This window comes from Propionivibrio soli, from assembly GCF_025770765.1.
GTDB classification, from domain to species: Bacteria; Pseudomonadota; Gammaproteobacteria; order Burkholderiales; family Rhodocyclaceae; genus Propionivibrio; species Propionivibrio soli.
Window position 1 is genome coordinate 53589 of sequence record NZ_JANZKY010000015.1, and the last position, 25652, is coordinate 79240.

Genomic DNA, 25652 nt, shown 5'->3' on the forward strand with positions numbered 1-25652 from the left:
ATTTTTCTCCGTCAGGCGGCCTTGGTTTGCGGTGGGAGGGCGTGCGCCGGTAGGGCGGCGTGGGTTTCCGTGTTGTCGATCTGATCGACATCGTCGTCGTACCCGGTGTCGTGCGCGGCGTGCAGGAGACCGCGCATGGTTGCCTCGGGCGATTCGAACAGGTTCGAGGCGCCAACGTGTGCCGCGCCGCTCGGGATGTCGGCGACGCCGCACAGGTGGATCGGCGAACGGATCACCGCCGCGTTGCCGCGACCGAGGCGCAGGTAATACGACGCGGCCACGCCGAGAACGAGCAGAATCCCCGACAGGAATCCGGGATGCCAGCCGCCGGTGCCGGGCAGCGCTCCGCCCCACGTGGCGGCGATCACTGGCAAGCCGAGGTGTTGCTGGATCATGGCGATCGGCACGAGCAAGAGCCCGGGCATGAACCCCACCGCAACGCATCCGGCCGTCAACACGATCATCGGTACCAGCATCACCAGCGGCGCTTCCTGCGCGTGCTCGGCGGCAGCCCCAGGCGACCCCATGAAAGCCGCGTGTGCGAACTTGAGGATCGCGGCCAGCGTGAACAAACTGGCGATCAGCGCAAAGATGCCGAGAACGTAGTGCCCGGAACCGAACGCTGCTTGGTAGATGAGCCACTTCGACGAAAATCCGTTGAGCGGCGGTATGCCGGCCAGCGAAAGCCCGGCAAACAGAAAAATCCCGAAGGTGATCGGCATCTTGCGGCCGAGGCCGCCCAGTTCATCCAGTGTGCGCGCATGGCTGGCGACCATGATGCAGCCCGCGCAGAGGAAGAGGAGGTCTTTGAGCATCATGTGGTTGGCGAAATGCATCAGGCCGCCCGCAACCCCGAGCGTCGTTCCGAGCCCGAGCGCCATGGTGATGTAACCGAGCTGGCACACGGTGCTGTAGATCAGCAGGCGCTTGATCCCGGTCTGCAACACCGCCATCGCCCCGGCGTAAAGCACGGTAATGCCTCCGATGAGTGCGACGGCGTACACCAGCGTCGGCATATCGCCCACCATGCCCAGGCGGTTCAATGCCGTCGCCCCGCCAAACAGGGCGAACAGCTTGATGACGCCATACGGACCGCTCTTGAGCAGCACCGACGAGATGTAGCCCGAAACCGGCGTCGGTGCGGTGGCCGGGTGCATCTGATAGTCGATGCGGGCGGGCAGCATGGCCGCTTTCATCAGCATGCCGATGAACACTAGCGTCAGCGCCAATCCCAGCCAGCTCGTGCTCATGCCGCGAGCCGCCTGCGCGACGACGGCGAACTCGAAACTGCCGCTCGCGGTACCGAGCATGGCGATACCGAGGAACATGAACGATGCTCCGGCAGTATTGAACATGAAATACTTCATTGCCTCGCGCCGCGCATCGCCGGTCTCTTCATGAACCAGCGCCACGTAAAGCGCCCAGCTGCTCATCAATTCCCAGAACGCGAAGAAATTGAAGAGATCGTGGCTGCCCGCCATGCCGACCAGGCCCGCGATGAGCAGCGAGAAGGCGGCGTAGAACCGTGCCTGCGCATGGCCGTGGGCCATGTAGCCGGTGGCATACGCGAGGTTCAGCGTACCGACGCCGGCTACGAGCAGGGCGAAGGCAAACGACAGCGCGTCGTAACGCTCGGGTTGTCCCAACACGGTGAGAAATGCTGCCAGGGGAACGAAGATCGCCAGCCGTGCCGCGGCTTTCGGCGCTACCTTGCCGAGCAGCCAAACGGCCACCGCACCTACCGTCGCCACCGCGGTGGCTACCGGCCAGTCGAACATCAGCGGCGGGAGCATCACCGGCATCGAGCCGGACCGTCCGGCCACCAGATCGCTGACAGCGCGCACGGCGTCGAGTTGGAGGCGCGGGTCGATACCGCCAAGAATGATGGCCGCGCTGAGGATGGCCAACGCCAGGAGCATGGATGCCGGCGCTTCGCTGACCGCCGGCCCACGATAAGGCTGGAAGAAGAGTACGCGGACCACGCGCAGGTAGTAGAACGCGGCCACGATACTGCCGATCAGGAGCAGGGCGGCAACGTCGATCCGTCCCGCCGCGGCTGCTGCCGTGATCATCAGGAACTTGCTCGTGAAACCTGCAAAGGGCGGCAGGCCCATGATCGAAACCGTCGCCAGCGCATAGCAACCGGCGCTGAACGGCATCACCTTGCCCAACCCCGCGAGATCCGCGATCTGGCGCTTTCCGCTTTGCAGGATGAAGGCGCCGGCCGCGAAGAACAACAGCGTCTTCATGATCGCGTGGTTGCTCGCATGCAGCAGCGCTGCCGAAGTCGCCAGCGACGTGCCAAGACCGAGGATGGCGACGATCTCGCCGATCTGCGCCAGGGTCGAATACGCGAGCATGCGCTTGATCTCGGTCTGCAACAGCGCCATGACTTCGCCAAGAACGAAGGTAGCACCGCCGAGGATCAGCAATACCGTGCCGAGGTCCACCGACCCCGCGGAGAACTTCGCCAAGGCCGCGCCACCGAATACCACGTAGAGGACTTTCACCACGCCGAAGACACCGGCTTTGGTGAGGATGCCCGACAGCGGCGCCGAAATCGAAGACGGCGCTTCCGGGTGTGCGAGTGGCAGCCAGGAGTGCATCGGGAAGAGGCCGGCCTTGACGGCGAACCCGACGAAGAAACAAAGCGCCGCAAGGAATCCGACCGCCGGGGTCACTTGGCCGATGCGCTCGGCCACGGCGGCGAACTCGAATGTACCGACCTGCGCGTGGACCAGCAGAATGCCGAAGTGCATCACGTAGGCACCGGCCGCGCACATGAGGAAGTACACCATGCCGGCCTTGAGGGCCTTCGGCGTCTGCTCATGCACAACGAGCAGGTAGGAACTCCACGTCATCAATTCCCAGAAGACGTAGAAGTTGCCGAACTCGTGCGCCGTAGCGAGCCCGAGCAGCGAACCGATCAGGAGGAATACGAAGAACGTGTAGCGGTTGGTCTGTTCGGCATGCCGCATGTAGCCATGGGAATACAGAACGACGAGGAAGGCGATGCCGACGAAGATAACGGCAAAGAACCGAGAAACGGCGTCGAGCCCCGGTTCCTGCAGCGTCATCACGAGGCTCACGGCGGCAAGAGCCAACGCCGCTGCGTCGCGGGCGCGCACCGAGTAACGTCCGAGCGCGTAAAGGCAGAAGGCGCCTATATAAGGCACAAGGACCAACGCAGACCATGGCGATTCAAACTGCGGAATTGCTGCCAGATCGGAGATGCCGGCCATCGCGGCCGCGAGGTGAACGAAAGGTTCCGGCCAGACGCTCATGCCCACCGTCAGCGCGGTGAGCAGTGCGATCGGGAGCGGCAAAACCCCAGGAGCAGGCTTCAAGACGCGCTCGGTCGCCGGCGGCGTCAAGCACACGCGCTGGATGACGGCGATGTAGTAAACGGCGGCGATGATGCTCGCCAACGTTCCGCAGGCGGCCAGTAGCCACTGTCCTTGCTCGATGGCGGCATAGAGAATGATGAACTTGCTGAAGGATCCCTTGAACGGCGACAGCCCCATCACGGAGAACATGCCGAACCCAAACAACGTGGCCGCCACCGGCATACGGTGGCCGCTGCCTTCCAGATCGTCGAGAGATGACGATCCGGTCCGGCGGATCAGCCACCACGCCGAGAGCACCACCAGCCCGCGCATCACGATCTGATAACCGAGATGCATCAGCGCACCGGTGCTTCCGGCGTCTCCTCCCAGGCCGATACCGAGGAGCACGTACCCCGCCTCGGCGACCGTCGAAATCACGATCAGACGCGGCAAGTTGCGGAGCGAGAACAGCGCGGCTGTTTCTCCAAGCAGGAGAATGATCGCGCCTAGCCAGGCCATGGTCGCGGGGTCGGCGCTTGTCGAGATGAGCATGGAGTGAATCCCTTCCTAAGGTCTCGTCCGGCGCGGCAGACAAGTGATAACCGCGCCGTTTTGTTTTCGGTGTGCGCAGTATCGGAGCTGCAAAATTCAGTCGCAATGAAAACTGCGCGAACAAAAAAATCGCTGTGTCAATTCGTGACAGCGGCCTTCTTTGCCCTGGAAAGCCCCTCCGGATGATCTCCTGCGCTGGTACAAATACGCCTGTGGGAACGGTGATGGATCAGGGCGGCGGATAGCGCCGCGCGACGCCTTACCCACCAGAGGAGAAATAGTCGATGCATGAAACGGCGATCGTTGCCGGCCTGATGCGGATCATTGAGCGGCACGCCGCGCAACACGGCGTACGGCACGTAAAAAGTGTGCGCGTGAAGGTCGGCCGCCTGCGCGCCGTCGAACCGCAACAGCTTTGTTCATGCTTCGAGATGTTCGCCGAGGGCACTGTCGCGGACGGCGCGCAATTGATCATCGACGTGGTCGACGTGCGCGGGCGCTGCCGAACGTGCGCCACCGAGTTTGTCATTCCGCGCTATCACTTCGAGTGCCCGCATTGCGCTGGAAAAGACATCGACGTAATTCAGGGGCAAGAGCTTTATATCGAGAGCTTCGAGGCGAACGATAGCGGCGCAGCGGACGAAAACCCGGATCGTTCCGCGTAACCGCGGCCCCTTCGGAATAGGATGGCTTAAAGCAGCAAGATCTGTCTCAAGAGAAAAGCCGATTGCGCAGACAAGCTTGCACGCTTACCGCTCCGGACAAAACGCCTATTCGACCGGTCGTCTGTTCGCCTTTCACCGTCACTTCAGAACTGTTTAACTCTGATCACACCTGAGCTCGCGGCTAGCCGTTTGTCGACTTCCACGCCAATCGCCATTGTTGTTGATGGCATAATCACCCAATGACATCGAAGTAAATCACAAGAAAGGACGTCGCTTTGTCTGGAAAACGTGTGATTCGACTGGGTGATCCGACAACGCATGGCGGCACCGTGGTCAGTGCAACGGTGGGTTACGTGATGTTCGGTAAAGAGGTCGCGGGGAGAGGCGATACGGCTACGTGCCCTATCCGAGGGCATGGCGTCGTCACCATCGTGGAAGGCGACCCTTCCTGGACCATAAACGGCAAGAACGTGGCGCTTGAGGGACACAAATGCAGTTGCGGTTGCTCGCTGATTTCAACCCTGCCCAATGTGGGGCGTTCCTACGAGGCGGCGGGAGAGACCGATGCCGGCATTGGCGTATCGGGGGTGGGGACCCTCGCCAAGTCAAAGGAGGGCGGAAGCTACGACGAACATTTCGTCCTTCGCGATATCGCTACCGGAAACCCGATTAGCGGCTTTGCCTATGGCATGGCCACGAGTTTCGGTGAACACCATGACGACACTTACGAGGATGGCGCTACGGCGAAGGCTTATTCGGAATCGCCGATACCCGTCAAGCTCCTGTACGCCATGCAAAAGGAAATCGGACTGCGATGAGCCAACAAGCGACTGCTGCAAGCCCAACTCCTATCGCGACATCGACGACAAGTCCGACGCGGATTACGGAGGGCAAGGAAGTCAAAGTAGATGTCCTCCATCTCGATGAAATTCCCGGTGCCATGGACAAGATGGGGTGGAAGGTCTCGGCCAAGATGATGCGACGCTGGTTCTCGAACAGTCCCGCCTACGTCATGCCGGAAAACCTGCGAAGCGGCCAGGGCGTCGATTACAGGACGTTGCCAGCCAGCCAGATCGACGACCAAATCATCAAGATGGACTGGGTGCTGGGGTTTCCGCGTGCGAAGCAGGTCTTCGACAAATTCTGTAAGGAATGGGATAGCCAAAAAGCAATAGAGACACTGAGAGACAGGAGACTGCGGGGTGCGGGATGGAAGCCAGGAGCCACTGTAGCGATTGGGCAGGGATTGATGTCCGCCAAAGAACTCGATATGTCAGCTCAGGTAAATCGAGCCACGTTTGGCGAGTATTCGGATACTTTCGACGACCTATACGGTGCGATTTTCAAGGCGACACTTAAAGTTGCGGTGGTGGGAAGAACTCGCTACTCATCGCAACTCAGTAAAGACATTTTTGAGATCGAAAAACTCGGCGTCTATGTACGCGATACCTATGATTTCAATTCGGATTGGTTCACCGACGCCGCCGCTGGACTCGGGATCTGGAGCCGTGATCGATTGCTGAGTAAGGCTGAAACGGCCGAGTACCGAGCAAATCAGGCAAATGCGCCGATTGGCTGGATGGCCAATCACATCAAGTACAAAGGGTTTGTACCAGTGAAGAATCGAGATTTCCGGAGATGGCAAGAAAAGCACGGTACAGGCGGCGATTTCTTCGTTTTTTCGGACGTGAAATGGCTGCAGCCAGGTACCGCCTATGTGGTTCTCTAGACACAAAGCTTTAGCCGGTGTGGCAGTTTCCCTGCTCCTGCTCTGGTACGTCGTATTTCAGTGGGACTGGGTGACCTACACCGATGGAGGCACAACAGCGCAAGAACGGTGCTACAGCCCCAACCATGAGTACTATGTCGTTCGATCCCATTCGCTTATCCGTTCCCTGATGCCGATTGCTTTTGAACCTGCTTTTGGTACAGCCAAGCTATACGACAAATCGGGAAGATTGCTCTATTCGGGCAAGACTTTCCTGGATTTTCAAGCCGGGCCTTTATGGGGTGGCGGGCCAACGGCAGATGGCGAGAAGTACTCAGTGTGGTTCATGGGGGATTTGAACAACTGGCTATTTACTCTGCCTTCGACACCCGGAGAGGACTTCTCTATCCCGGAGAAACACTGTTTCTAGCGAGAACGGGTATGAGGCAGCACGGACGGTACAGGCTCTCAAAACGCAAGATTCTCCCTGTGGGCGCCCTCGTTCTTCTGGCAACTTGGTATGTTGTCTTTGGATCGGATTGGATGGCCTACACCGATGGCGGGCCAGTGGCACAAGAGCGTTGCTACAGTCCTAACCACGAGTACTACGTCGTCCGATATCAGTCTCTTATTCGCGCTTTGATGCCGATTGCCTTTGAACCTGCCTTTGGCACCGCGAAGCTATACGACAAGTCGGGCAATCTCCTTCATGCAGGCCAGACGTTACTCGGTTTCCAGGCCGGGCCGAACTGGGGCGATGTGTCGACATCGCGAGGAAAAGAGTATTCCGTTTTTTTCACTGGTAACGCGGACGACTCGGAGCCCCGGGGCGGTTGGGTGTTTTCCCTCCCCAGTTCTCCCGGAGATAGTTTTTCTATTCCGGAAAAGCACTGCTTCTAGCCCAGTGGATACGAAGCCCCAGGGATGCAGCATGTTCAAACTTAGCGCTCTCCTCGGGGTGGTGGGCTTTCTTCTGATGGTTTGGTATGTCGTCTTTGAATGCGACTGGATCACGTACACGGGCGGCGCGCCCTCTCAAGAGCGGTGCTACAGCCCGAACCGTGAATACTATGTTGTTCGCTTGCAGAGTCCGTTTCATGCACTGTTCACCGACTCTCTTTACGCCGAGGGAACGGCGAAACTGTACGACAAATCAGGCAAGCAGCTCTACACCGCACAAACATCGTTGAGCACTAGAGACGGTCCGATGCGGTTCGACGGATTTTCTGGTGAGCGGCCTTGGGTGACCTATATCGGAGATTTGAGCAGCCGATGGGAGTGGAAAGCCGACCTGCCTTCTTCTCCCGGGAGGTATCCGTCCGAGCCTCAACAGAGTTGTTTCTGACAGGATTCGGCGCTATCACTTCGAGTGCCCGCACTGCGCCGGAAAAGACATTGATGTCATTCAAGGGCAAGAGCTCTATATCGAGAGCTTCGAGGCTGACGATGTTCCCTGCAAAGTTAGGCCGGCCCTTAGCTCGCCGGCGACTGGCCCATGAAGACCGCCAATTGGGCGGCGAACGCCCGCTGGTAGGCCGGGCGTGCCTCGCCACTGGCTACGTAAGCGGCCAGGTTCGCATATTCGTCAAGCATGCCCGACGATTTGAGCCTGAGAAGCACGGACACCATCAGGAGGTCGCCTGCGCTGAACACGCCTTCAAGCCACTCGGCATTTCCGAGCCGAGCGGAGAGTTGGCTCAGGCGACTGCGTACTCGATTCTCCGTGAAGCGAAGGCGCTCTTCATACCATGGCTTTTCACTCTCTAGGAGCCGCGTAGTCTCGCGGTCAAGGATCGGCGGTTCCACGGTATTGAGCGCGGCAAACATCCACATAATCGCGCGTGCCCGGGCATTGGCTTCGTCCGGAAATAGACCTGCATGGCGTTCGGCGATATGGAGCACGATCGCTCCCGTCTCGAACAGAGCGAGATTCCCTTCCTCATAGGTCGGAATCTGACCGAAAGGATGAAGCGCCAGATGTTCGGGCTCCTTCATCGCGCGAAACGAAACAAGTCGAACCTCGTACGATTGCCCGACTTCTTCAAGCGCCCAGCGAACGCGCATATCGCGTGCGAGCCCTTTGCCTTTGTCGGGTGAGTGTTCGAAGGCCGTGATAATAGGGGATGGAAGCGACATGTGAATCCTCCTTCGATGTCTGTAGGGATGCCGGAGGGCAGTTCTCGTCGGCTACTGATTCGACGTTCAGGATGGAAGCAAATCGACATCCCTCAACGACTTTCTCGTGGCTAGACACATCCGCCTTGGAGCGGCACTCGGTGCCGACCTCCTGGAGGCCTTCGGAACGTTGATCGGAAACACCGATCGGAAAGCGGAAGAACTGGCGAATGGATTCCTTGCTCGGCTAGAGAGGGAGAAGCGGTTCACCGGCTGATTTCGGTCTTGCATCGCGGCGCTGGGACAACACGCCGAAATGCCCAGGGGCAGGATACGAAAGCTGGGTAAATAGCTCGTTGGCTACTGTTCCGTGATCGAAGACGTCGACTTATTGGCCGGAACGGGTGTTAACTTCACCATTCGACGAAGTCAGGAAGCAACCAGAAGCGATCGTCGAATAAGGCGGACGTTTGCTCTGTCCGTATGATTGTTGGTTGATAAGGAGACCGGAACCGGTCGGTCTCTTTTGTATTCAATACGTTAGACGCGTCTCCAACGTGTCCGTATTATTAACAATAACCCGGACGCTTTGGCGTCTGAATAACTGTTATGCATCTTAGGAGTCTGTAGTTGACCGAATCTCGTAACCCATATATCGACGCCAATGGAACTCCGAAACTGAGGCGATCAGTTGTCGGCTTCATCGACATTTTGGGCTATACGGATCTCGTGAAGTCTGCGAAGTCACGCAAGGAAAGCCAAGACATACTTGATCGCCTTCATAGGACCCTAAAGCGATCGAGAGAACATGTCGATCCGAACCAATCCGAAGACACATTGCGAAGGCTCCGCGATAAGGACTTTTCTGCGTTTCGGGCCTTTACTGACAACATCGTCATTGGTCATCCAATACATGATGATGGCGAAATCGAACTTGGTAGCGTCTTCAACGACCTGTCGTACTTCCAAATGCTCATGACGATGGAAGGATTCTTTGTGCGAGGTGCTATAGCAATTGGCGATCTATATATGGACGACATTGCAGTTTTCGGTGGAGGATTGATAGAAGCCTACGAAGCCGAAACAACGTTGGCCCGCGATCCGAGAATTGTTCTTGCGCCATCCGCTCAAACTGCAGTGAATCGGCATCTTGAGTACTACGGCAGAGGTTCTCATGCGCCTCAAAATCGAGACCTTCTCCGTGATAGCGACGGACAATACTTCGTTAACTATCTCGACACTCTCATTCCCGAAAACGGCCACTTCTACGAAAAGGAACTTTCTTCTCATAAGGCAAGGATTGAAGAGAAACTAGCGCTACTTAGGTCTCGCCCGCCTGTTTGGGCAAAGTATCTCTGGGCAGCCAACTACCATAACTATTGGTGCGACCAAAACTCGTGCGTTGACGCATCAATGAAAATTGACACAGAAACTTTTCAACTGTCGCCCGCTAGGCTGGTGTCAGATGCATAACCTTTCATTCGAGCGGACCTGCGAGAGAAGCCGCGCAGGCCGCTCAATTCAAACGTTAGCCGTCTTAAACATGAATCAACCAGTTGTCCGCGAAGTTACGCTGAAAAAAGAGTATTCGTTTCAATACGAGAACTTCGTGTTGTCATCCCAGCACGAGCTCTACCTTGTGCTCGCCAAAGATGGCTCTTCTGTCAGTGCACTGAAGTTCCGGTTCAGCACATTCAAGTACGGTAGTCCCAATGATGAAGCGCGAGGCAGTCATCCTCTCGCAAAATTCGGTTTGGGCTTGTATGGCCTGTATCAAGTCGAGAACTCGCCTTGGATTCATGAACTCATGGTTGCCAACCGGATTCATCCCAGGCATCAGGATTTAATGTTTGCTGACCGCAAACACTTTATCGCTTGCTTCAAAGATGTGATGCTGGAGGTTGTCTGTCGTGAATTCGAAGAGATCGAGATCGAAGAGCGCGCTTTACTGGCTGTTCTTCAGGCGGAGCTGCTGTGCCTAGAATGAGCGAGACGGCTAACCCTACAGTCGAGCGGGACAGCCAACAAGCTGCGCTTGTTGGTTCCCTCCGTGCTTCGCACTCCGGCTGCCCCTCACTTCCACGTTAGGCAACACAGGACGCACCGTATGTCTCTCGCGACTCTCTTCGCGCTGCATGAACGCGAGAGCCTTTACTCTGGCGCAAATTCTGCAATTTGGCATTCACACCAACTTGCCGACCACCTCGCCAAGGGCAAAATCAGAGAGGAAGACTACGTCGCCACACTCGTAACGAATGGCATTCCCCTGCTATTGGACCGCTGGGAGCCACTCCTGCGTCCAAAGGGAATTACCCTAAAGCTCGCTGGTGTGTTCTGTCACGGACATCCTCAGGTCTCGTTTGGCGTTCCTCGTAATCAGGTTGAACTCGCCGATCTACTCGTCGTACACCAACATACAAAGGGCACCCGCGTATCGGCTAGAGCCATTCTTCTTCAGGCCAAGATGTCGACTGACTCTACGCACAGACTTTCCGCATCAGATCCTCAGCTGCAACTCTTCAGTACTTGGCCGTCGTTCGAGTTTGTTACGGGTGGTCTTGCTCCTGGGCTTCGCAATATCAAGGAGAAGGGGAAAGGCTCTCGCTACGCACTGATACATGATGGCCCCTCATATCCAGAGCAGATTACGTGGACTGATCAATGTCCTTGGGCGGCAAGTCCAGCAACGCCGATGCTTACCGCTGATCGCTCGTTAGCGCGTCTGCTTGGCGACATACTCTTAAATAAGGACGGCAGGCCATTTCAACTCGGAAAACCCAAAGATGATTGGTCTCGCACGATTCAAGAGTTACTTGAGACGACGGGGAAGCGTACGTACAGGCGCGCCAATATCAAGCGTGGGCCTACGCCGCGCATCACCGGCAATCTTGTCGGCTCTGGTGTAATGCTTGCCTACGCGCCTCATCTGCAGTTTCCTTTCCCATTTTCGGCATCCAGAGTTTCCATTCTCGACCGCTACTTCGGAGCGACGCCAACCTCACAGGGCGACGGTAGCGACAACATGTCACCACCAGCAGAGCAGCCTGATCTCCCCCCCGGAGGGATTTCAAGCCTGATCATCGAAACAGCCGAAGGTGCAGGCTAAGTGGCGCAGGTGTTGCCTAACAACTCCGTCGAGAGGGACGGTTTGCAAGCTGCGCTTGCAAATACCCTCCGCCGCTTCGCGGCTCCGGCCGCCCCTCACGTCAAACGTTAGCGCTCATGAGCCCCGAGCTAGAGCAGCGCATTGCACACATCGAGAGCCTTAAGGACGCTCATCTCGCTTTGGCTATGGAGATGCTCAAGGCCGATGGCGGAACGATGTACTCGCTCGACATGCTTGCCGCCGCAGCGATCAAGAGATCAATGGCGCAATGCGCCGGCTTCGCGTCGTTGGTGCGAGATAAGAACTATGTCTGTGCAGCTTCGCTGTTACGACTTCAACTCGATAGTTGCATGAGGTTCTTTGCGGCTTTCATCGTCAAGGAGCCACACGAATTTGCGAGCCAAGTTCTCCATGGAACCCCTATTCGGAAGCTAAAGGACCGGAATGGAAAGTTCATGACCGACAAGCACCTCGTGGACCTTCTTGGGAAGAAGTACAGTTGGATGCCGAGAGTCTACGATTCAACGTCGGGATTCATACATCTCTCACAAAAGCACATTTTCACGGTGTTCCAAGATTGGGAGGGGAACGGGAAGTTCTCAGCGAGAATTGGTGCTGACGACAGAGACATTCCCGAAGACCTTTGGATTGAACTGGCAGATGGTTTTCTTGCGGCAACGGATGCATTGTTCGAGTATCTGAAGGGATGGACCCTTACCAAGAAACACCCAGAACTTGCCAGCCAGGCCCGAAAACATGAGCGCTAACCTTGCAGTGGAGCGGACGCTTCGCCTATCGGCTTGGCGTCACTCACTTTCACGTTAGCCGTTCCATGGCCGATACCCGCCCAACACCACTCTCGTTCTTTGCAGCGCTTAAGCTCTGTTTGCTTCTGCTCGTATCGCCGCGTCGATTCATCGAGATCGAGCGTGCAGATCAGGAAACGCGAAACAACTACACCGGCTATTCTGAGCCACGCCACCGCGTATATGTCATTCGGGCCGCATTTTTCAAATCGCTTGCTCTTGTGTTGGGGTTTTCGGTTCTCGGGTATGCCACCGGGCATTTGATGCATCTGCTAGGCCGATGTGCCACGTCCGAAACCGTTGTTTGGCTCCAGATCGTAGGAGCGGGCCTTCTCCTTTGGGGCACACTATTTGTTCGCGGCTGGGAAGTTCAGTCTTTTTCCGGGGTGCAATTCTCTGAGCGAGTCAATCAATGGCTATACCGCGCGCTCTATTGCCTTGGTACTACGGCTATTGTTTACTCGCTATCGTTTCCCCAATGCGGAGCGTAACGGCTAACAATTCGGTCAAGGCCGCTCCCTGCGGTCGCTGGGCGCTGCGCGATAAAGCTCCGCGCAGCGCCCCTTACCTTCGACGTTAGGCGGCAGAACATGGTCCCTTCTGAATCACCTTCTCCGTTGCCTTGGGTCGAGGCGTTGCGGTCAATTGGTGAAAGTGTGGCGCGCGTTATGCAAGCCTTCTCAGCCAACGTACTACCATCGGTCGTTGCTCTTGCAGAGGGCATACGAAAGCTCCCGGATGAATTGCGCCCCATGGTTCGCTCCTTGGCAGAACGTGGTTGGTTTATTTCCGGTGAAATGGGCATGTCCGAGCTGCGCCACTTTCAACACTTATCAGGCTCTTCTACCCCGGAAGAAGTGGACGCCATGTTGGCGCAATGGATCGAGAACGAAATTGATCGTATCTATGCAACCGCAGTGCAGCACTTCCCGAAGCGCCAAGCCATATTGGCCGCCGCCTTTAACGCACACAGAACCGGCATATATGAACTGTCCATTCCTGCGCTCTTGATACAGGTCGAAGGCATGTGCATCGAGACTCTGGGAAGGAAGTTGTTCGCCACGAAAGGTGGAATTCCAAGAACAAAAGAAGTGACAGACGCGCTAATCGACGGTGCTTTCTCTGAGGTCATTTTCCTTCCGCTAAGGGAAGCAAACGGCTTTACCGCAAGCAACGACACGAGACGCAACTGGCCCAACTCTCCCAATCGGCATGAGATTCTGCACGGCATCTCTACAGACTATCCGAGCAAGCTAAATAGCCAGAAAGCCATTTCCTTGTTGGAGTATTTCGTGACTTTCGTTGCAGCAGAAAAGGCGGAGGGGCCAAGTGGCACATCTGCCGCCTAACCCTTCGGTCAACACGGACCTTGCGAATAAAGCCGCGCAAGGCCGGTGAATTCAGACGTTGGGCGTCATGGAATGGTGTTGCGTTATGCTGACTAGGCCACTTAGTGCGGAGTATGTTGTTCCACCGATTGAGAATGTTTGCTCTGATGCTTTCACTGTCGGTAATGGTTGTTCGACGTAAGGAGATATTTCGCTGTGAAGGTATTCCGAAGCAAGAAATTCAAGGCAAGTCGACCGTGGGGCGCAGAAAACGTCGCCAACATGGCAGGTACCACGGTACGCCTCCACTGGACGGATCAGCCGTACAAATGGCACACCAACGACGGCGAGGAAGTATTCGCTGTCCTTGATGGTACTGTCGACATGCACTACCGAGCCTCAGGGGTAGAGCAAGTAGTGACGTTAGAGACCGGTGACGTTTTCTTCGCAGAGGTCGGGTGTGAGCATGTTGCACACCCTCGCGGTGAAGCCCGTATTCTGGTCGTCGAACGAGAAGGTAGCGTCTGATATGGCGCCCAACGTTTCGGTCGGCCGCCTCTCACCTCGGATGTTAGCAATCGGAGATGTTCGTGTTAGGAACCTTGAAGTTCGCGGTTGTTCTTCTTGCCCTTATCCCTCTCGATGGCATGGCTGTTGAGGTATTTGACAGTTTTCCCAACGAAATACGAGCCAGCGATCGATACGTCATTTATTCGTACGGGCTAATTGTAGAGGGTAGCGATCCGACGCCTGTCCATCCGACGCGCGGCATTTACGACTTCCCCGCGATTAAGCAGGCGCTGTTCATGAATGGGGATTTCAATCTCATCGCACCCCAGCGACCTAAGAACACCGAAATCCGCTCGTACGTAGCGACTCTCGAGTCATGGGTTCGACGCTTGGTGGCCGCAGGAGTCAAGCCGAGTCGAATCACTCTCGTCGGATTTTCTCGAGGCGGCCAGCTGACGGCATACGCTTCTGGTCGCCTCGTCGACCTTGAATTGAATACGGCAATCATGGGCGCGTGCAGCAATGGGGACATAGACCGTGATCCACCTCTAACGCTGAGCGGAAATTTCATGTCCATCTATGACGCCAAGGATTCGGTGCTGTCGTGCGAGAAGATCGCAACGCGAAGTAGGCTCACCTCGTTTGAAGAGATTGCGATCTCAACAGGCAAGGGGCACGCAGCCTTCTTTCGTCCATTGCCGGAGTGGGTAGATCCATTAAAGCAATGGATACAAAAGACCAATCGCTAACAACCCCATGCACGCGACGAGCGAAGACGCACGCACGTGACGACGAACGTTAACCCGCACAACCGAAATGCACTGCGCCATCCTCTGGGACAACGACGGAGTTCTGGTAGACAGCGAGCGCCTCTTCTATGAGGCGAACCGAACCTACTTCGCGGACCTCGGCATCGACTTGGATGTCAGCCTCTACTTCGAACACTTTCTGTGCAACAACGCGGGCTTGTGGCATCTCTTGCGAGACAGGGGTTGGGACGATCAGCGCATCGCCGAAGGGCGAGCTCAGCGCAATCGCCTCTACGCATCTCTCCTGCGTGAATCGCCAAACCTGATCAACCCGGGCATTGAGAGTGTTCTCGAAGAGTTCGTCGGCTCTTGCCGCATGGCGGTCGTCACAAGCTCCGCGCGCGAGCACTTTGATCAGATTCACGGTCGCACAAACCTCCTTAGGCACTTTGAGCTTGTGGTTGCCGCGGGAGACTACGCACGAGAGAAGCCGGACCCCGAGCCCTACCAAGTCGCTATGAACCGGCTATCCGTCGAGCCCAGAGACTGTATCGCGGTCGAAGACTCGCCTCGAGGGTTGCGCGCGGCAACCGCTGCTGGCATCGATTGCATCGTCCTGCGCTCCGAACTTACTGAGCAGCATTCGTTCGAAGATGCATTCGCCACCGTTGACTCGCCAATTGAACTTGGTTGGGAACTTCGTCGCTGGCTGGCGCGACGCAGTGCGGCCTAACCTTCGCTCAGCTTAACCGTTGGGCTGCACGCTGTTTTAGAGGCATACATGCAGAATTCTTTCTGGGAAAAGGTTGACTCTCTGATTCAAACCTCCCAAGTGATAATTGATCGCCCTAAAGGATCGATACACCCCCGTTTCAATAGCATCATCTACCCTCTCGATTATGGATATCTTCATGGGACATCGAGTGGAGACGGAAATGGAATCGACATTTGGAAAGGATCATTGGATTCATGTTTTTGCGATGCCGTAATCTGCACCATTGACGTCATGAAACGCGATTCAGAGATCAAGCTATTGATTGGCTGTAATGAAAGCGAAAAACAAATAGTTCTCAATTTTCATAACGAATCTCGATATATGTCTGGCGTCCTGATTAGTCGCAATTCATGAGCAACAGAGGCCCTCAGCAGCTTCGCCAATCGATCAACCGACTGCCCGGCAAGCTGCGTTTGCCGGGTATCTGAAACGCTAGCCATCTCCATGCGTCCATCGATTTTCCCTTCCGACGATTCGCTCCCGACATGGCTGCATACGACGCTTCTGGTTCTCGTCGTTTCACCGTTCTCACTGATGACGCTTTGGTGGGGAGTTGGCGCCTTGGTTTCAGGATACCTGGAGCCTCTGGCTGGCCCGGAGTTTGGCCAGTTCTTTTTTGGTCCCGTCGCGTTGCACGGCGCTGCAGCAAGACTCGCGGGCTTCGCACTGCTCGTTCTCAGCGGCGCCTTCGCGGCTATCGCTGTGCGGTTCTCACGATTTGCGAGCGACTCAGGATTCACTCGATTTGCACCATGGCTACTCCTTGTTTTGTTCATTTTCGTTTCGTTCGTGGTCAGCACTCTGGCATGACTTTTACACCTAAGCTCTCGGGCAGTACGAACTGCCAGCAAGCTGCACTTCCTAACACCCGCCTGCATACGGCGCACCGGCAGCCGGTTACCTGCAGCGTTTGAACCATAGCCATGTATATCCCGAAGCACTTTGCTGAGCCAAGAGTCGATGCCTTGCATCAGCTCATTCGCGCCCGTCCGCTCGCCACGCTGGTTACGCTTGCGTCGAACGGGCTCAATGCCAATCACATTCCGTTGCACCTGTCTCCGGAACCGAGTCCTTTCGGAACGTTGCGCGGCCATGTGGCCCGCGCCAACCCGATCTGGAAGGACATCGCCAACGATGTGGAGGCACTGGCTATCTTCCATGGCCCCGACGCTTACGTTACGCCTTCGTGGTACCCCACCAAAGCAGAAACGGGGAGGGTTGTGCCCACTTGGAACTATGCGGTTGCCCACGCCTACGGCACACTCCGTGTGGTCGATGACCCCGCTTGGCTTCGCGCACACCTTGAGGCGCTGGTGGCCCATAACGAGAGCGCTTTACCCGAGCCGTGGCATATCGAAGATGCACCTTCGGACTATGTTGAGAAACTCCTTGGGGCGATCGTCGGCATCGAGATCGTCGTCACACGCCTGTCAGGCAAGTGGAAGACAAGCCAAAACCAGTCCGCGGAGAACCGAGCCGGAGTCATTCATGGTCTTCGCGCCAGCGGAGCGTCGGAGGCTAATGACATGGCCGCTCTCATTGAGGGTAGCAACCCAACGCGTTAACCCAACCTTGCCAGGGACTGTCGGCAAGTTCCGCGTGGCGGTATCTGCCTTGCGGGCTCCTGCGGCCCTAGAGCTCAAACGTTGGATCTAATAGGAAGGAGCCGTTGTGACTAGACTCAAAACACCATTCGGATTTCACTCTACGGCTTCGGAGGTCATCGACGGCATCGACTTGACCGGGAAGCACGCTATCGTCACCGGTGGCGCGGCCGGTATTGGCATCGAGACCGCTCGCGCACTTGCACAGGCTGGCGCAGCCGTCACCCTTGCCGTGCGGCGGCCGGAATCGGCCATCGCCGTGGCTGAGAATTTGCGCCACGCAACCGGCAATCGGAATATCCTCGTTAGGAGCTTGGACCTTGCTGATTTGCGCTCGGTAAGTGCCTTCGCCGCAGGGTGGGAGAACCCACTGCATATTCTTGTTAACAACGCCGGGATCATGGCCGTCCCCGAGTTGGAGAAAACCTCTCAAGGGTTTGAGATGCAGTTCGGCACCAACTTTCTGGGCCATTTCGCACTGACTTATTGGTTGCACAAAGCACTTGCTGCGGCTAACGGGGCGCGTGTCGTTTCGCTGAGTTCCAGCGGCCATCTCTTCTCACCCGTCAACTTTGACGACTTGAATTTCGATTTCATTCCGTACACGCCGTTTGGCGCGTACGGCCAATCCAAGACCGCCAACGCGCTACTGGCGGTGGCCGTCACGCGGCATTGGTCCAGCGATGGCATCTTCTCCAATGCCGTAAATCCGGGCGCGATAGCCACTGGTTTACAAAAGCATACGGGTGGATTGAAGACCCCTGTTGAGCGCCGCAAGACCCCGGAACAAGGGGCCGCAACCTCGGTTCTTCTTGCGGCTTCCCCGCTTGTTGAGGGGGTAGGCGGCCTCTATTTCGAAGACTGCAACGAATCCCATCCTGTCTCGAAGCGCCCGACAGACTTCAGTGGCGGTGTCGCCCCCTACGCCCTCAATGCAGAGAATGCGGAGCGTCTTTGGGATGTGGCTCTTAGACTGATTTCGTGAGCGCAACTAGTGTTGCTGCATAGATCCGACCCGTCATTCCAGCGGGCGTTGCGCGATGGAACCGCTCATCGCCGTTGAATTCAAACGCAGGGCGTCATTCGTAGCACTTTTCTAGAGAGGATACCGCCATGCAACTTCCCCCGCTCACACAGTCAGTTGGCTCAGCAGAGCGTTCCATGCGGGCGCTGCTCGAGCGGCATCTTCAAGACGTAGGGCTTTCATTTCCAGCTTGGATTTCCCTTGTATTTACCAATGCTTCGCCACTAACCGTTGATCAAATTGCGCAACGCCAGATCAGTGGTCATGTGGTCTCAAGCATTGATGAGGTGCGCTTGGAAATAGACACACTCTTACAGGCTGGCCTGCTCAAAGCGAGTGAGAGCGGGACTCTTTCGCACACAGACAAAGGCTCCGCTCTCTTTGTCGAACTCAGCGGTAAGGTCAAGGACGTTACTCAGTCTCTTTACGGCGATTTGCCCAGTGAGGACTTGGAAGCCACTCACCGTACCCTGCTAGAAATTGCAAAAAGGGCGAACGGTATTCTCACGTCTTCCAAACCCTAATGCCTAACCGATCATTCCACCGGTTCGATTTGACGTGCCTTAATCCGACCCATGTACTCCAGCAACCTCTTCACCAACGCCAACCCGCCCGCTGAAGGCGAGCGCTTCGACGAGCTCCTTCGCCACAAGAATCTCGTGATCGAGCGGATCATCAGTTCTTCGCTCATCACTCCCCAGGAATACGTGCAATCCCAGGATGAGTGGGTGCTGCTCGTGCAAGGCGAGGCGGCGCTACAGGTTGATGGAAGGTCGGTTTCGCTGAAGGCCGGCGACTATCTGTTCCTGCCGGCCGGCACGCCGCACACGGTTGAGCGCACGAGTGACGGAGCGATGTGGCTCGCCGTTCATCTGCATCCCCAGCCCTTACCGGAATTCGACGGCGGCTCACTCCCTGCAGGCTGATCTTCAAACGCTCCACCAGGGAGGGGGGCTGGACGTTTTTTGCCTGTCCCGAAATGACACAGCCGCTTTTCTGAGTGCGCCCAATCCGTTGCGCGTGCCCGGCCCGACCCCGAATACTGCGGCCAACTGAGACGAAGGCGCTTACCGTGGCGAGCGCGAGCATGGGGTCGGACGATGGACGAGATTTCACTTTCCGCTGGTACGGCGGCCAAAGCGGCTGCGGGGCTGACGGATGGCTTCGGCCGTGCGATCACCTACCTTCGGCTCTCGGTCACCGATCGGTGCAACCTGCGCTGTTCGTATTGCATGCGTACCGACGTCAAGTTTCTGCCGAAAGCCGACATCCTTACCCTTGAAGAAATGGAGCGTTTAGGCGCGGCGTTTATCCGTTTCGGCGTGCGCAAGATCCGGCTGACGGGCGGCGAGCCTCTGGTGCGCCCGGGGGTGATGCTGCTGGTCGAGCGGCTGGGCGCCCGCGTGGCGTCGGGCGAATTGGACGAACTGACGCTGACGACCAACGGCACTTTACTGGCAAAGTACGCCACCGGTTTGGCGTCGGCGGGGATCGGCCGAGTGAATGTTTCGCTCGATACGCTTGACGATGAAGTCTTTCGCCGGCTTACTCGGCGCGATGGTATTGCCGATGTGCTCAACGGCATCGAGGCGGCGCGCTCAGCCGGGCTTGCGGTACGCATCAACGCCGTGGCGATGGCCGGGGTGAACGAGGCGGAATACGACCGCTTGATCCGCTGGTGCGGGGAGCAGGGCTGCGATCTCGCTTTGATCGAGCTAATGCCGTTCGGCGAGCGTACCGAAGGCTTGTATCTGCCGCTCGACCCGGTGCGCGAGCGTCTCGCTACGCGCTGGACGTTGACTCCGGCGAAGCACAAAAGCGGTGGTCCGTGCCGCTATTGGCGGATCGCCGAGACCGGGCGGTTGATCGGCTTCATCACACCGATGAGCCACGGCTTCTGCTCCTCGTGTAACCGCGTCCGCATTACGTGCACTGGCAAGCTGGTGCCGTGCATGGCGCGGCAGGGCGACTACGACTTGCGTGCCGCCTTGCGCTCTCCGGAAGGCGACCAGGCTCTGGAAGCCGCGATATTTGCGGCGGTGGGGTGCAAACCGGAAGGTCACCAATTCAACGAAGGTTACAAGCCCCAGCAGGGCCAGCCGATGTGGCGGATGGGCGGCTAGGGCGATTGAGTCAAACGCGGCGGCAAGCCGCCAACCGAGGAAACGACATGTGCGATAGCTGCGGCTGCAATGTGACCGACGCCAACCGGCACCTTTTGGAACACGATGGCACGCATACGATAGACGTGCTGGAAAACCTGCTGCACGAGAACGACGTGCAGGCCGATCACAACCGGGCGCATTTCGACGAGCACGGCGTGTTGGCCATCAACATGATGTCCGGGCCCGGCAGCGGCAAGACGGGCCTGCTCGAACGCACGATTCAGGCGCTGCCCGCGGGCCTGCGCATCGCGGTCATCGAGGGCGACCTGGAAACCGAGAACGACGCCGAGCGCATCCGTCGCCATGGCGTCCACGCCGTCCAGATCACCACCGGCATGGCGTGCCACCTAGACGCGCATATGGTGCACGATGCGCTCCACGACATCCGGCTGGAAGGGCTCGACATCGTGTTCATCGAGAACGTCGGCAACCTCGTTTGCCCGGCGACGTTCGACATCGGGCAGCACTACAACGTGCTTCTGCTGTCGGTCACTGAAGGCGACGACAAGCCCTCCAAGTACCCGATCATGTTCCGCATCGCCGATCAGGCGCTGATCACCAAGACCGATCTCTTGCCGTACATCGACGAGTTTGACGTGAGCCGTGCGCGCGCCAACATCGCGGCGATTCGCGGCGACCTGCCGGTCATCGAGGTATCGGCGAAGAACGGCGATGGCATCGACCGATGGGTCGAGTGGCTCGTCGACGCCGTGGCGGAGCATCGACGCGAGCTGAAGGCCGCCTGAGCGCGGGTTCGCCATCGGGATGAGCAGCGCAATGTCGCCGGACGATCCCGAAGCGCGCGCACGGCGGGTTCTCAGCCGTTGTTCGAGTTGTGGTCACTGCCGCGAGTTGATGGACGACGCGTCGTGCCTTTTCATGCCCGAGCTGTACCGTCTGGCCGACCGCGAAGCCGCTGGAGGCGAGGCGATTTCGGAGGTCGAGCTGAAGGCGTTGATCGGTCTGTGCAACGCATGCGGCATCTGCCCGTGCGCTCCGGTACAGGCGTGGATCAACGAGGCGCGGGATGCGTTCGTAAACCGCGACGGGCTGGCGTCGGGGGTGCGCCTCCTGGAAAACGTGCAACGCCTTGGACAGATCGGCGAGGCGGTTCCCCACCTTGCCAATGCACTGACCGGGGCAAACTCGATCGCGCGTACGGTACGGCGCATCGTCAGGATTCACCCTGAAAGAAAGGTGCCGCGTTTTCCGATCGACGGTTTCTCCACTTGGGCTCGCGCCCGTGGCCTGCACGGCAAGCCGCGCACGGCTTCACGCAAGATCGCCTATTTTGTCGGCTGTACAGCGCGCTACTTTTTTCCGGAAGTGGCCAAGGCGACGGTTGAAGTCCTTGAACGTAACGGAGTCGCCGTTCATCTACCCGAACAAAAGTGCTGCGGAATGCCGGCGTTGCTCGAAGGCGACCGGTCCTTCACTTTCGACCGCGTACGTTTCAACGTCGAAGAACTCGCGCGCTGCGTCGAGGAAGGATTCGACATCGTCTGTTCGTGCCCGACGTGCGGCTACTTGCTGAAATCACTCCTCCGCGACGGCGCCGAGTATTCCGAGGATTACCGATCGCTGGTCGCCAAGATGATCGACGAGGCGGGGGGCGACATGGGGTTGGTCAGCCAACGCTTGAGCGAGCGGGACGCGGCGTTCACCGGGAACGTGTCACGGCGTGCCGGGCACGGGCGGCAGCCCTGGCTGCTGGGCCTTGTACCGCGGCAGGTGTTTCAGGATCAAGGTTACTTTTCGGCGCTGAGCGGGCTCGCGCGCTTGCGCGTTGCCAATCACACGTACGATCTCGGCGAATACCTGTCGATGCTCCACCAAGCGAGAGAGCTCGCACTCCAGTTCGGGGCCATCGGGAGCAGCGCCAGCTACTTCGCCCCTTGCCATCAGCGGCAGCAGGGTATCGGACAGCCATGGAAGGATCTGCTTGGCTTGATACCCGGCCTGGAAGTCGCCCGTGTGGGTGATGGATTTGATTGCTGCGGGCAGGGCGGCCTGATGGGATTCAAGCAGGATTTTCACGTGACTTCGCTGCGCATCGGCCAGCGCTTGACGGAAAAAATCCGCGCCGCCGCGCCCGAATGTTTGGTAACGGACTGCCTCAGTTGCCGAATCCAGTTCGAGCAGGTTCTTTCAAGGGAAGCGCGCCACCCGGTTGAACTGCTGCGTGATTCGTATCGCGCTTACCGCGCGGCAATGGTCGGAGAGATCAAGGGAGAACAAACTCACGAATGTCGGGGCTCAGACTTCTCACCTGGCAGGCGAGCACCCGAAGAGGGCGGAGAGAGAGGAACGGGGAAATCGCTAAGCCCGCTTCGTTCCGGCATGACCGGTTCGGTTGGTGAAGTTGCCCACAGGCTCTTGAGATGGGACAACTACTCCCCTGACAAGGGAAGGTTGGGAGGAGGGGGCAACGCTCCGTGGACCACGCAATCGTTGTTCAACCCTCCTTGTTTGCCCCCTGTCAGTGGGGAAACGGAGCCTCGATCGTGAGCGCGGGCCACAACGTACCCAACGCCGCATCGGCCGAGCGCATCCGCGTTCGCGGCGCCGTGCAGGGTGTGGGCTTTCGGCCGATGGTGTGGCGATTGGCGAATGACTACGGCCTTCGCGGGTGGGTGGGCAATGACGGGCAGGGCGTCACGATCTACGTACGCGGAAATGCGAACGACATCGATATGTTCGCTCGCGAGTTGCCGCGCAAGGCGCCGCCCTTGTCGCGCATCGTAGCGATCGACCGCGAACGCGTCCTCGACTCGTCACCGGCGACGGAAAACGGCTCTTTTGGCGCAGACGCATTCAGCATCGTGGAGAGTGCCGGCAGCGCGGTACGCACCCAAGTCGTGGCCGATGCCGCAACGTGCCCGGAGTGCTTGGCGGAAATCACGGACCCGACGACGCGCCGTCATGGCTATGCGTTCACCAACTGTACACATTGCGGCCCACGCCTGTCGATCATCGAAGCCATCCCGTACGATCGGCAGTCGACGACGATGCGGGATTTCCAGCTTTGCCGGCAATGCGCAGCTGAGTACGCGGCTCCCGCCGACCGCCGCTTCCATGCTCAGCCGATCGCCTGCCCGGTATGCGGCCCGAGGCTCTGGCTTGAAAAGGCCAATGGAAACGAGTCGGCAGAATCCGATCACCCCATTGAAGCCGCTTGCGCGGCGATCGAAGCTGGCGACATCGTTGCCATCAAGGGCCTCGGCGGCTTCCAGCTCGCGTGTGACGCGGCGGACGCCGCTGCCGTCGACAAGCTGCGCCGCCGCAAGCAACGCGAGCGCAAGCCCTTCGCGCTGATGGCGCGCGACATCGAGATGATCCGTCGTTATTGCAAGGTCGACGAGGCGGAAAGCGCGCTCTTGCTCAGCCCCGCCGCGCCGATCGTAATTCTCGAACGCCACGGACGCACCGAGATTGCCGACGGTGTCGCGCCCGGCGTAAGCACCTTGGGATTCATGCTGCCAAACACGCCGCTGCATCATCTTCTGCTGCGGCAATTGAAAGGGCCGGTGATACTCACCAGCGGCAACCTCAGCGACGAGCCGCAGGGTATCGACAACGACGACGCGCGCGAACGGCTGGGCGCCATCGCCGACCATTTTCTGATGCACAACCGGGGCATCGCGCGCCGCGTCGATGATTCCGTGGTACGGGTGATGGCCGGCGAAGCCCGTCTGCTGCGTCGGGCACGCGGTTATGCACCGGCCCCGATCCGATTGCCGGAGGGGTTCTCGACGGCCGTGCCGATTCTCGCCCTGGGCGGCGAATTGAAGAACACGTTTTGCCTTTTGTGCGAGGGCGAGGCGGTGCTGTCGCATCACATCGGGGATCTGGCCGACGCACGTTGCCATGCCGACTACCTCGCGGCATTAGCCGATTATCGGCGGCTGTTCGAGCACGAGCCGCGCATCGTGGCCGTGGACCGGCACCCCGAATATCTGTCGCGCAAACTCGGTCTTGAGATGGCGACCGAAGAAGGAATTCCGTGCGTCGAGGTCCAGCATCATCATGCGCATATCGCCGCCTGCATGGCAGAGAACGGCGTCGAACTCACCGCTTCCCCGGTTCTCGGCATCTGCCTCGATGGCCTGGGATATGGCGACGACGGTCTGTTGTGGGGTGGCGAAATCGTCCTTGCCGATTATTGCCAGTACCGGCGCTTGGCTAGCCTGCAACCCGTGGCGATGCCGGGCGGTGCGCGCGCGATCCGGGAACCGTGGCGCAACACTTATGCGCATTTGATGGCGGCTGTCGGCCGCAAGCGGCTGGAAGAAGGTTATGGCACCCTCGACCTGTGGCGCTTTCTTGCTTCCAAACCCACGGTGATGCTCGACGGCATGATCGCCCGCGGCATCAATAGTCCGCGCGCCAGTTCATGCGGCCGGCTGTTCGACGCCGTTGCCGCCGCGGCCGGTGTGTGCTGCGAAGAGGCGCTGTACGAAGGGCAAGCGGCCGTCGAGTTCGAAGCGCTTGTCGACCGGAACGCGCTCGCCGAGGAGGATATGTACGCCTATTCCTTCGGCTATGCGCAGACGGCGGACGGCCTCTTGCGCATTGACCCCGCGCCGATGTGGATGGCGTTGCTCGATGATTTGCGCCTTGCGACACCGGTGCCGCTTGTCGCCGCCCGTTTCCATAAGGGGCTCGCCATCGCTCTTGCCCGCATCGCGGAGGATCTGGTGCAGCGACGCCCAAACGGCGGACCGATGGGGGGACCGATTACGACCGCCGCCCTTTCCGGCGGTGTTTTTCAGAATCGCGTTTTGCTCGAACAGGTGCTTACACGGCTACGGAGCGCCGGATTCGACGTGATGACGCATCGGCAGGTGCCGGCCCATGACGGCGGAATCGCTCTCGGCCAGGCGGCCATCGCGGCGGCCAGGGTCTTGGCCGTTCAAATGGATTGATTGGAGAAGTCTATGTGCTTGGGAATTCCCGGACAAATCGCGGCGATCGCGGATAAGGACGCGAAGCTCGCGGTCGTCGACGTCGGCGGCGTGAAGCGGACAATCAATATCGCGTTCATCGTCAATAAGGACCATTCGGTCGAATCGTGCGTGGGCGAATGGACGCTGGTGCACGTGGGTTTCGCCATGGTGCGCATCGACGAGGCCGAAGCCGCGGCGACGCTCGCCTTGCTGCGTGAGATGGGCGAATACGAAAGTGAACTCGATAACGTGCGGCAAGCGGTGGCTTGAGCG

27 protein-coding genes are annotated in these 25652 nt (G+C 58.3%); 25 read left to right on the forward strand and 2 right to left on the reverse strand.

Annotated features, from left to right (window positions below; translation table 11 throughout):
- Positions 1 to 11: 11 nt before the first annotated feature.
- Complete coding sequence (locus NZ453_RS17265) at positions 12 to 3878, reverse strand: proton-conducting transporter transmembrane domain-containing protein (RefSeq protein WP_263772021.1); 3867 nt, start codon at positions 3876 to 3878, stop codon at positions 12 to 14.
- Between the two features lie 284 nt (positions 3879 to 4162).
- Between NZ453_RS17265 and hypA the strand changes: the two genes are divergently transcribed.
- The 6 genes from hypA (at position 4163) to NZ453_RS17295 (ending at position 7596) form a co-directional block, all read left to right on the forward strand.
- A complete protein-coding gene (gene hypA / locus NZ453_RS17270; protein WP_263772022.1) occupies positions 4163 to 4543 on the forward strand; it encodes a hydrogenase maturation nickel metallochaperone HypA in 381 nt (126 codons plus the stop codon).
- Between the two features lie 290 nt (positions 4544 to 4833).
- Positions 4834 to 5361, forward strand: coding sequence for a PAAR domain-containing protein (locus NZ453_RS17275; protein ID WP_263772023.1), 528 nt, complete (start codon positions 4834 to 4836; stop codon positions 5359 to 5361).
- Complete coding sequence (locus NZ453_RS17280) at positions 5358 to 6272, forward strand: DUF6402 family protein (protein ID WP_263772024.1); 915 nt, start codon at positions 5358 to 5360, stop codon at positions 6270 to 6272. Before NZ453_RS17275 ends, NZ453_RS17280 begins: the two co-directional genes overlap by 4 nt.
- On the forward strand, positions 6259 to 6681 hold the full coding sequence (locus NZ453_RS17285; protein ID WP_263772026.1) for a hypothetical protein: 423 nt from the start codon (positions 6259 to 6261) through the stop codon (positions 6679 to 6681). The genes NZ453_RS17280 and NZ453_RS17285 overlap by 14 nt, the downstream gene beginning before the upstream one ends.
- Before the next feature lie 113 nt (positions 6682 to 6794).
- On the forward strand, positions 6795 to 7151 hold the full coding sequence (locus NZ453_RS17290; protein WP_263772027.1) for a hypothetical protein: 357 nt from the start codon (positions 6795 to 6797) through the stop codon (positions 7149 to 7151).
- Positions 7152 to 7182: 31 nt separating this feature from the next.
- Positions 7183 to 7596, forward strand: a complete 414-nt coding sequence (locus tag NZ453_RS17295) for a hypothetical protein (RefSeq protein ID WP_263772029.1) — start codon at positions 7183 to 7185, stop codon at positions 7594 to 7596.
- Positions 7597 to 7724: 128 nt separating this feature from the next.
- Here the strand turns inward: NZ453_RS17295 and NZ453_RS17300 are convergent, their stop codons facing one another.
- Entirely contained in the window at positions 7725 to 8387 is a 663-nt protein-coding gene (locus NZ453_RS17300) for a glutathione S-transferase family protein (RefSeq protein WP_263772030.1), read from the reverse strand.
- Positions 8388 to 8493: 106 nt separating this feature from the next.
- Between NZ453_RS17300 and NZ453_RS17305 the strand changes: the two genes are divergently transcribed.
- The 19 genes from NZ453_RS17305 to hypC all read left to right on the forward strand — a co-directional run bounded on the left by NZ453_RS17305 (position 8494) and on the right by hypC (position 25649).
- Positions 8494 to 8643, forward strand: a complete 150-nt coding sequence (locus NZ453_RS17305; RefSeq protein WP_263772032.1) for a hypothetical protein — start codon at positions 8494 to 8496, stop codon at positions 8641 to 8643.
- 353 nt (positions 8644 to 8996) lie between these two features.
- On the forward strand, positions 8997 to 9839 hold the full coding sequence (locus NZ453_RS17310; protein WP_263772033.1) for a hypothetical protein: 843 nt from the start codon (positions 8997 to 8999) through the stop codon (positions 9837 to 9839).
- Positions 9840 to 9909: 70 nt separating this feature from the next.
- Positions 9910 to 10353: a hypothetical protein gene (locus tag NZ453_RS17315; protein WP_263772034.1), complete on the forward strand. Its 444-nt coding sequence runs from the start codon at positions 9910 to 9912 to the stop codon at positions 10351 to 10353.
- Positions 10354 to 10473: 120 nt separating this feature from the next.
- A complete protein-coding gene (locus NZ453_RS17320) occupies positions 10474 to 11472 on the forward strand; it encodes a hypothetical protein (RefSeq protein ID WP_263772035.1) in 999 nt (332 codons plus the stop codon).
- A gap of 116 nt (positions 11473 to 11588) precedes the next feature.
- Positions 11589 to 12239, forward strand: a complete 651-nt coding sequence (locus NZ453_RS17325; RefSeq protein WP_263772036.1) for a hypothetical protein — start codon at positions 11589 to 11591, stop codon at positions 12237 to 12239.
- Positions 12240 to 12868: 629 nt separating this feature from the next.
- Positions 12869 to 13627 carry a hypothetical protein gene (locus NZ453_RS17330; RefSeq protein ID WP_263772037.1) on the forward strand — a complete coding sequence of 253 codons (759 nt, stop codon included), beginning with the start codon at positions 12869 to 12871 and terminating at the stop codon, positions 13625 to 13627.
- Between the two features lie 195 nt (positions 13628 to 13822).
- Positions 13823 to 14134, forward strand: coding sequence for a cupin domain-containing protein (locus NZ453_RS17335; protein ID WP_263772038.1), 312 nt, complete (start codon positions 13823 to 13825; stop codon positions 14132 to 14134).
- A gap of 62 nt (positions 14135 to 14196) precedes the next feature.
- Positions 14197 to 14865, forward strand: coding sequence for an alpha/beta hydrolase (locus NZ453_RS17340; protein ID WP_263772039.1), 669 nt, complete (start codon positions 14197 to 14199; stop codon positions 14863 to 14865).
- A 67-nt stretch (positions 14866 to 14932) separates the two neighbouring features.
- Entirely contained in the window at positions 14933 to 15598 is a 666-nt protein-coding gene (locus NZ453_RS17345; protein WP_263772041.1) for an HAD family hydrolase, read from the forward strand.
- A gap of 486 nt (positions 15599 to 16084) precedes the next feature.
- The gene (locus NZ453_RS17350) at positions 16085 to 16450 is read left to right on the forward strand and encodes a hypothetical protein (RefSeq protein ID WP_263772042.1); all 366 of its coding nucleotides are present in this window, start codon (positions 16085 to 16087) and stop codon (positions 16448 to 16450) included.
- Between the two features lie 113 nt (positions 16451 to 16563).
- Positions 16564 to 17205, forward strand: a complete 642-nt coding sequence (locus NZ453_RS17355; protein ID WP_263772043.1) for an FMN-binding negative transcriptional regulator — start codon at positions 16564 to 16566, stop codon at positions 17203 to 17205.
- Between the two features lie 106 nt (positions 17206 to 17311).
- A complete protein-coding gene (locus NZ453_RS17360; RefSeq protein ID WP_263772044.1) occupies positions 17312 to 18229 on the forward strand; it encodes an SDR family NAD(P)-dependent oxidoreductase in 918 nt (305 codons plus the stop codon).
- A 128-nt stretch (positions 18230 to 18357) separates the two neighbouring features.
- Positions 18358 to 18792, forward strand: a complete 435-nt coding sequence (locus NZ453_RS17365; RefSeq protein ID WP_263772045.1) for a hypothetical protein — start codon at positions 18358 to 18360, stop codon at positions 18790 to 18792.
- A 51-nt stretch (positions 18793 to 18843) separates the two neighbouring features.
- Entirely contained in the window at positions 18844 to 19194 is a 351-nt protein-coding gene (locus NZ453_RS17370; RefSeq protein ID WP_263772046.1) for a cupin domain-containing protein, read from the forward strand.
- Between the two features lie 174 nt (positions 19195 to 19368).
- Positions 19369 to 20391 carry a GTP 3',8-cyclase MoaA gene (gene moaA / locus NZ453_RS17375; protein ID WP_263772048.1) on the forward strand — a complete coding sequence of 341 codons (1023 nt, stop codon included), beginning with the start codon at positions 19369 to 19371 and terminating at the stop codon, positions 20389 to 20391.
- Between the two features lie 71 nt (positions 20392 to 20462).
- Complete coding sequence (gene hypB / locus NZ453_RS17380) at positions 20463 to 21179, forward strand: hydrogenase nickel incorporation protein HypB (protein ID WP_263772049.1); 717 nt, start codon at positions 20463 to 20465, stop codon at positions 21177 to 21179.
- Between the two features lie 31 nt (positions 21180 to 21210).
- The gene (locus NZ453_RS17385) at positions 21211 to 22941 is read left to right on the forward strand and encodes a heterodisulfide reductase-related iron-sulfur binding cluster (protein ID WP_263772050.1); all 1731 of its coding nucleotides are present in this window, start codon (positions 21211 to 21213) and stop codon (positions 22939 to 22941) included.
- Positions 22938 to 25358 (forward strand): carbamoyltransferase HypF, encoded by a 2421-nt coding sequence (gene hypF, locus NZ453_RS17390; RefSeq protein WP_263772052.1) that lies wholly within the window; start codon positions 22938 to 22940, stop codon positions 25356 to 25358. The genes NZ453_RS17385 and hypF overlap by 4 nt, the downstream gene beginning before the upstream one ends.
- 12 nt (positions 25359 to 25370) lie before the next feature.
- A complete protein-coding gene (gene hypC / locus NZ453_RS17395; RefSeq protein WP_263772053.1) occupies positions 25371 to 25649 on the forward strand; it encodes a HypC/HybG/HupF family hydrogenase formation chaperone in 279 nt (92 codons plus the stop codon).
- Positions 25650 to 25652 lie beyond the last annotated feature (3 nt).

Excerpts from the sequence above, each read along its gene's own strand:
- NZ453_RS17315 (WP_263772034.1), top strand. The coding sequence starts at position 9,910 with ATGAATCAACCAGTTGTCCGCGAAGTTACGCTGAAAAAAGAGTATTCG.
- NZ453_RS17280 (WP_263772024.1), top strand. The coding sequence starts at position 5,358 with ATGAGCCAACAAGCGACTGCTGCAAGCCCAACTCCTATCGCGACATCG.
- NZ453_RS17265 (WP_263772021.1), bottom strand. The coding sequence starts at position 3,878 with ATGCTCATCTCGACAAGCGCCGACCCCGCGACCATGGCCTGGCTAGGC.
- NZ453_RS17355 (WP_263772043.1), top strand. The coding sequence starts at position 16,564 with ATGTATATCCCGAAGCACTTTGCTGAGCCAAGAGTCGATGCCTTGCAT.
- NZ453_RS17365 (WP_263772045.1), top strand. The coding sequence starts at position 18,358 with ATGCAACTTCCCCCGCTCACACAGTCAGTTGGCTCAGCAGAGCGTTCC.
- hypC (WP_263772053.1), top strand. The coding sequence starts at position 25,371 with ATGTGCTTGGGAATTCCCGGACAAATCGCGGCGATCGCGGATAAGGAC.
- NZ453_RS17295 (WP_263772029.1), top strand. The coding sequence starts at position 7,183 with ATGTTCAAACTTAGCGCTCTCCTCGGGGTGGTGGGCTTTCTTCTGATG.
- NZ453_RS17320 (WP_263772035.1), top strand. The coding sequence starts at position 10,474 with ATGTCTCTCGCGACTCTCTTCGCGCTGCATGAACGCGAGAGCCTTTAC.
- NZ453_RS17300 (WP_263772030.1), bottom strand. The coding sequence starts at position 8,387 with ATGTCGCTTCCATCCCCTATTATCACGGCCTTCGAACACTCACCCGAC.
- NZ453_RS17370 (WP_263772046.1), top strand. The coding sequence starts at position 18,844 with ATGTACTCCAGCAACCTCTTCACCAACGCCAACCCGCCCGCTGAAGGC.
- NZ453_RS17350 (WP_263772042.1), top strand. The coding sequence starts at position 16,085 with ATGCGTCCATCGATTTTCCCTTCCGACGATTCGCTCCCGACATGGCTG.
- NZ453_RS17325 (WP_263772036.1), top strand. The coding sequence starts at position 11,589 with ATGAGCCCCGAGCTAGAGCAGCGCATTGCACACATCGAGAGCCTTAAG.
- NZ453_RS17290 (WP_263772027.1), top strand. The coding sequence starts at position 6,795 with ATGGCCTACACCGATGGCGGGCCAGTGGCACAAGAGCGTTGCTACAGT.
- NZ453_RS17385 (WP_263772050.1), top strand. The coding sequence starts at position 21,211 with ATGTCGCCGGACGATCCCGAAGCGCGCGCACGGCGGGTTCTCAGCCGT.
- NZ453_RS17285 (WP_263772026.1), top strand. The coding sequence starts at position 6,259 with ATGTGGTTCTCTAGACACAAAGCTTTAGCCGGTGTGGCAGTTTCCCTG.
- hypA (WP_263772022.1), top strand. The coding sequence starts at position 4,163 with ATGCATGAAACGGCGATCGTTGCCGGCCTGATGCGGATCATTGAGCGG.
- moaA (WP_263772048.1), top strand. The coding sequence starts at position 19,369 with ATGGACGAGATTTCACTTTCCGCTGGTACGGCGGCCAAAGCGGCTGCG.
- NZ453_RS17330 (WP_263772037.1), top strand. The coding sequence starts at position 12,869 with ATGGTCCCTTCTGAATCACCTTCTCCGTTGCCTTGGGTCGAGGCGTTG.
- NZ453_RS17345 (WP_263772041.1), top strand. The coding sequence starts at position 14,933 with ATGCACTGCGCCATCCTCTGGGACAACGACGGAGTTCTGGTAGACAGC.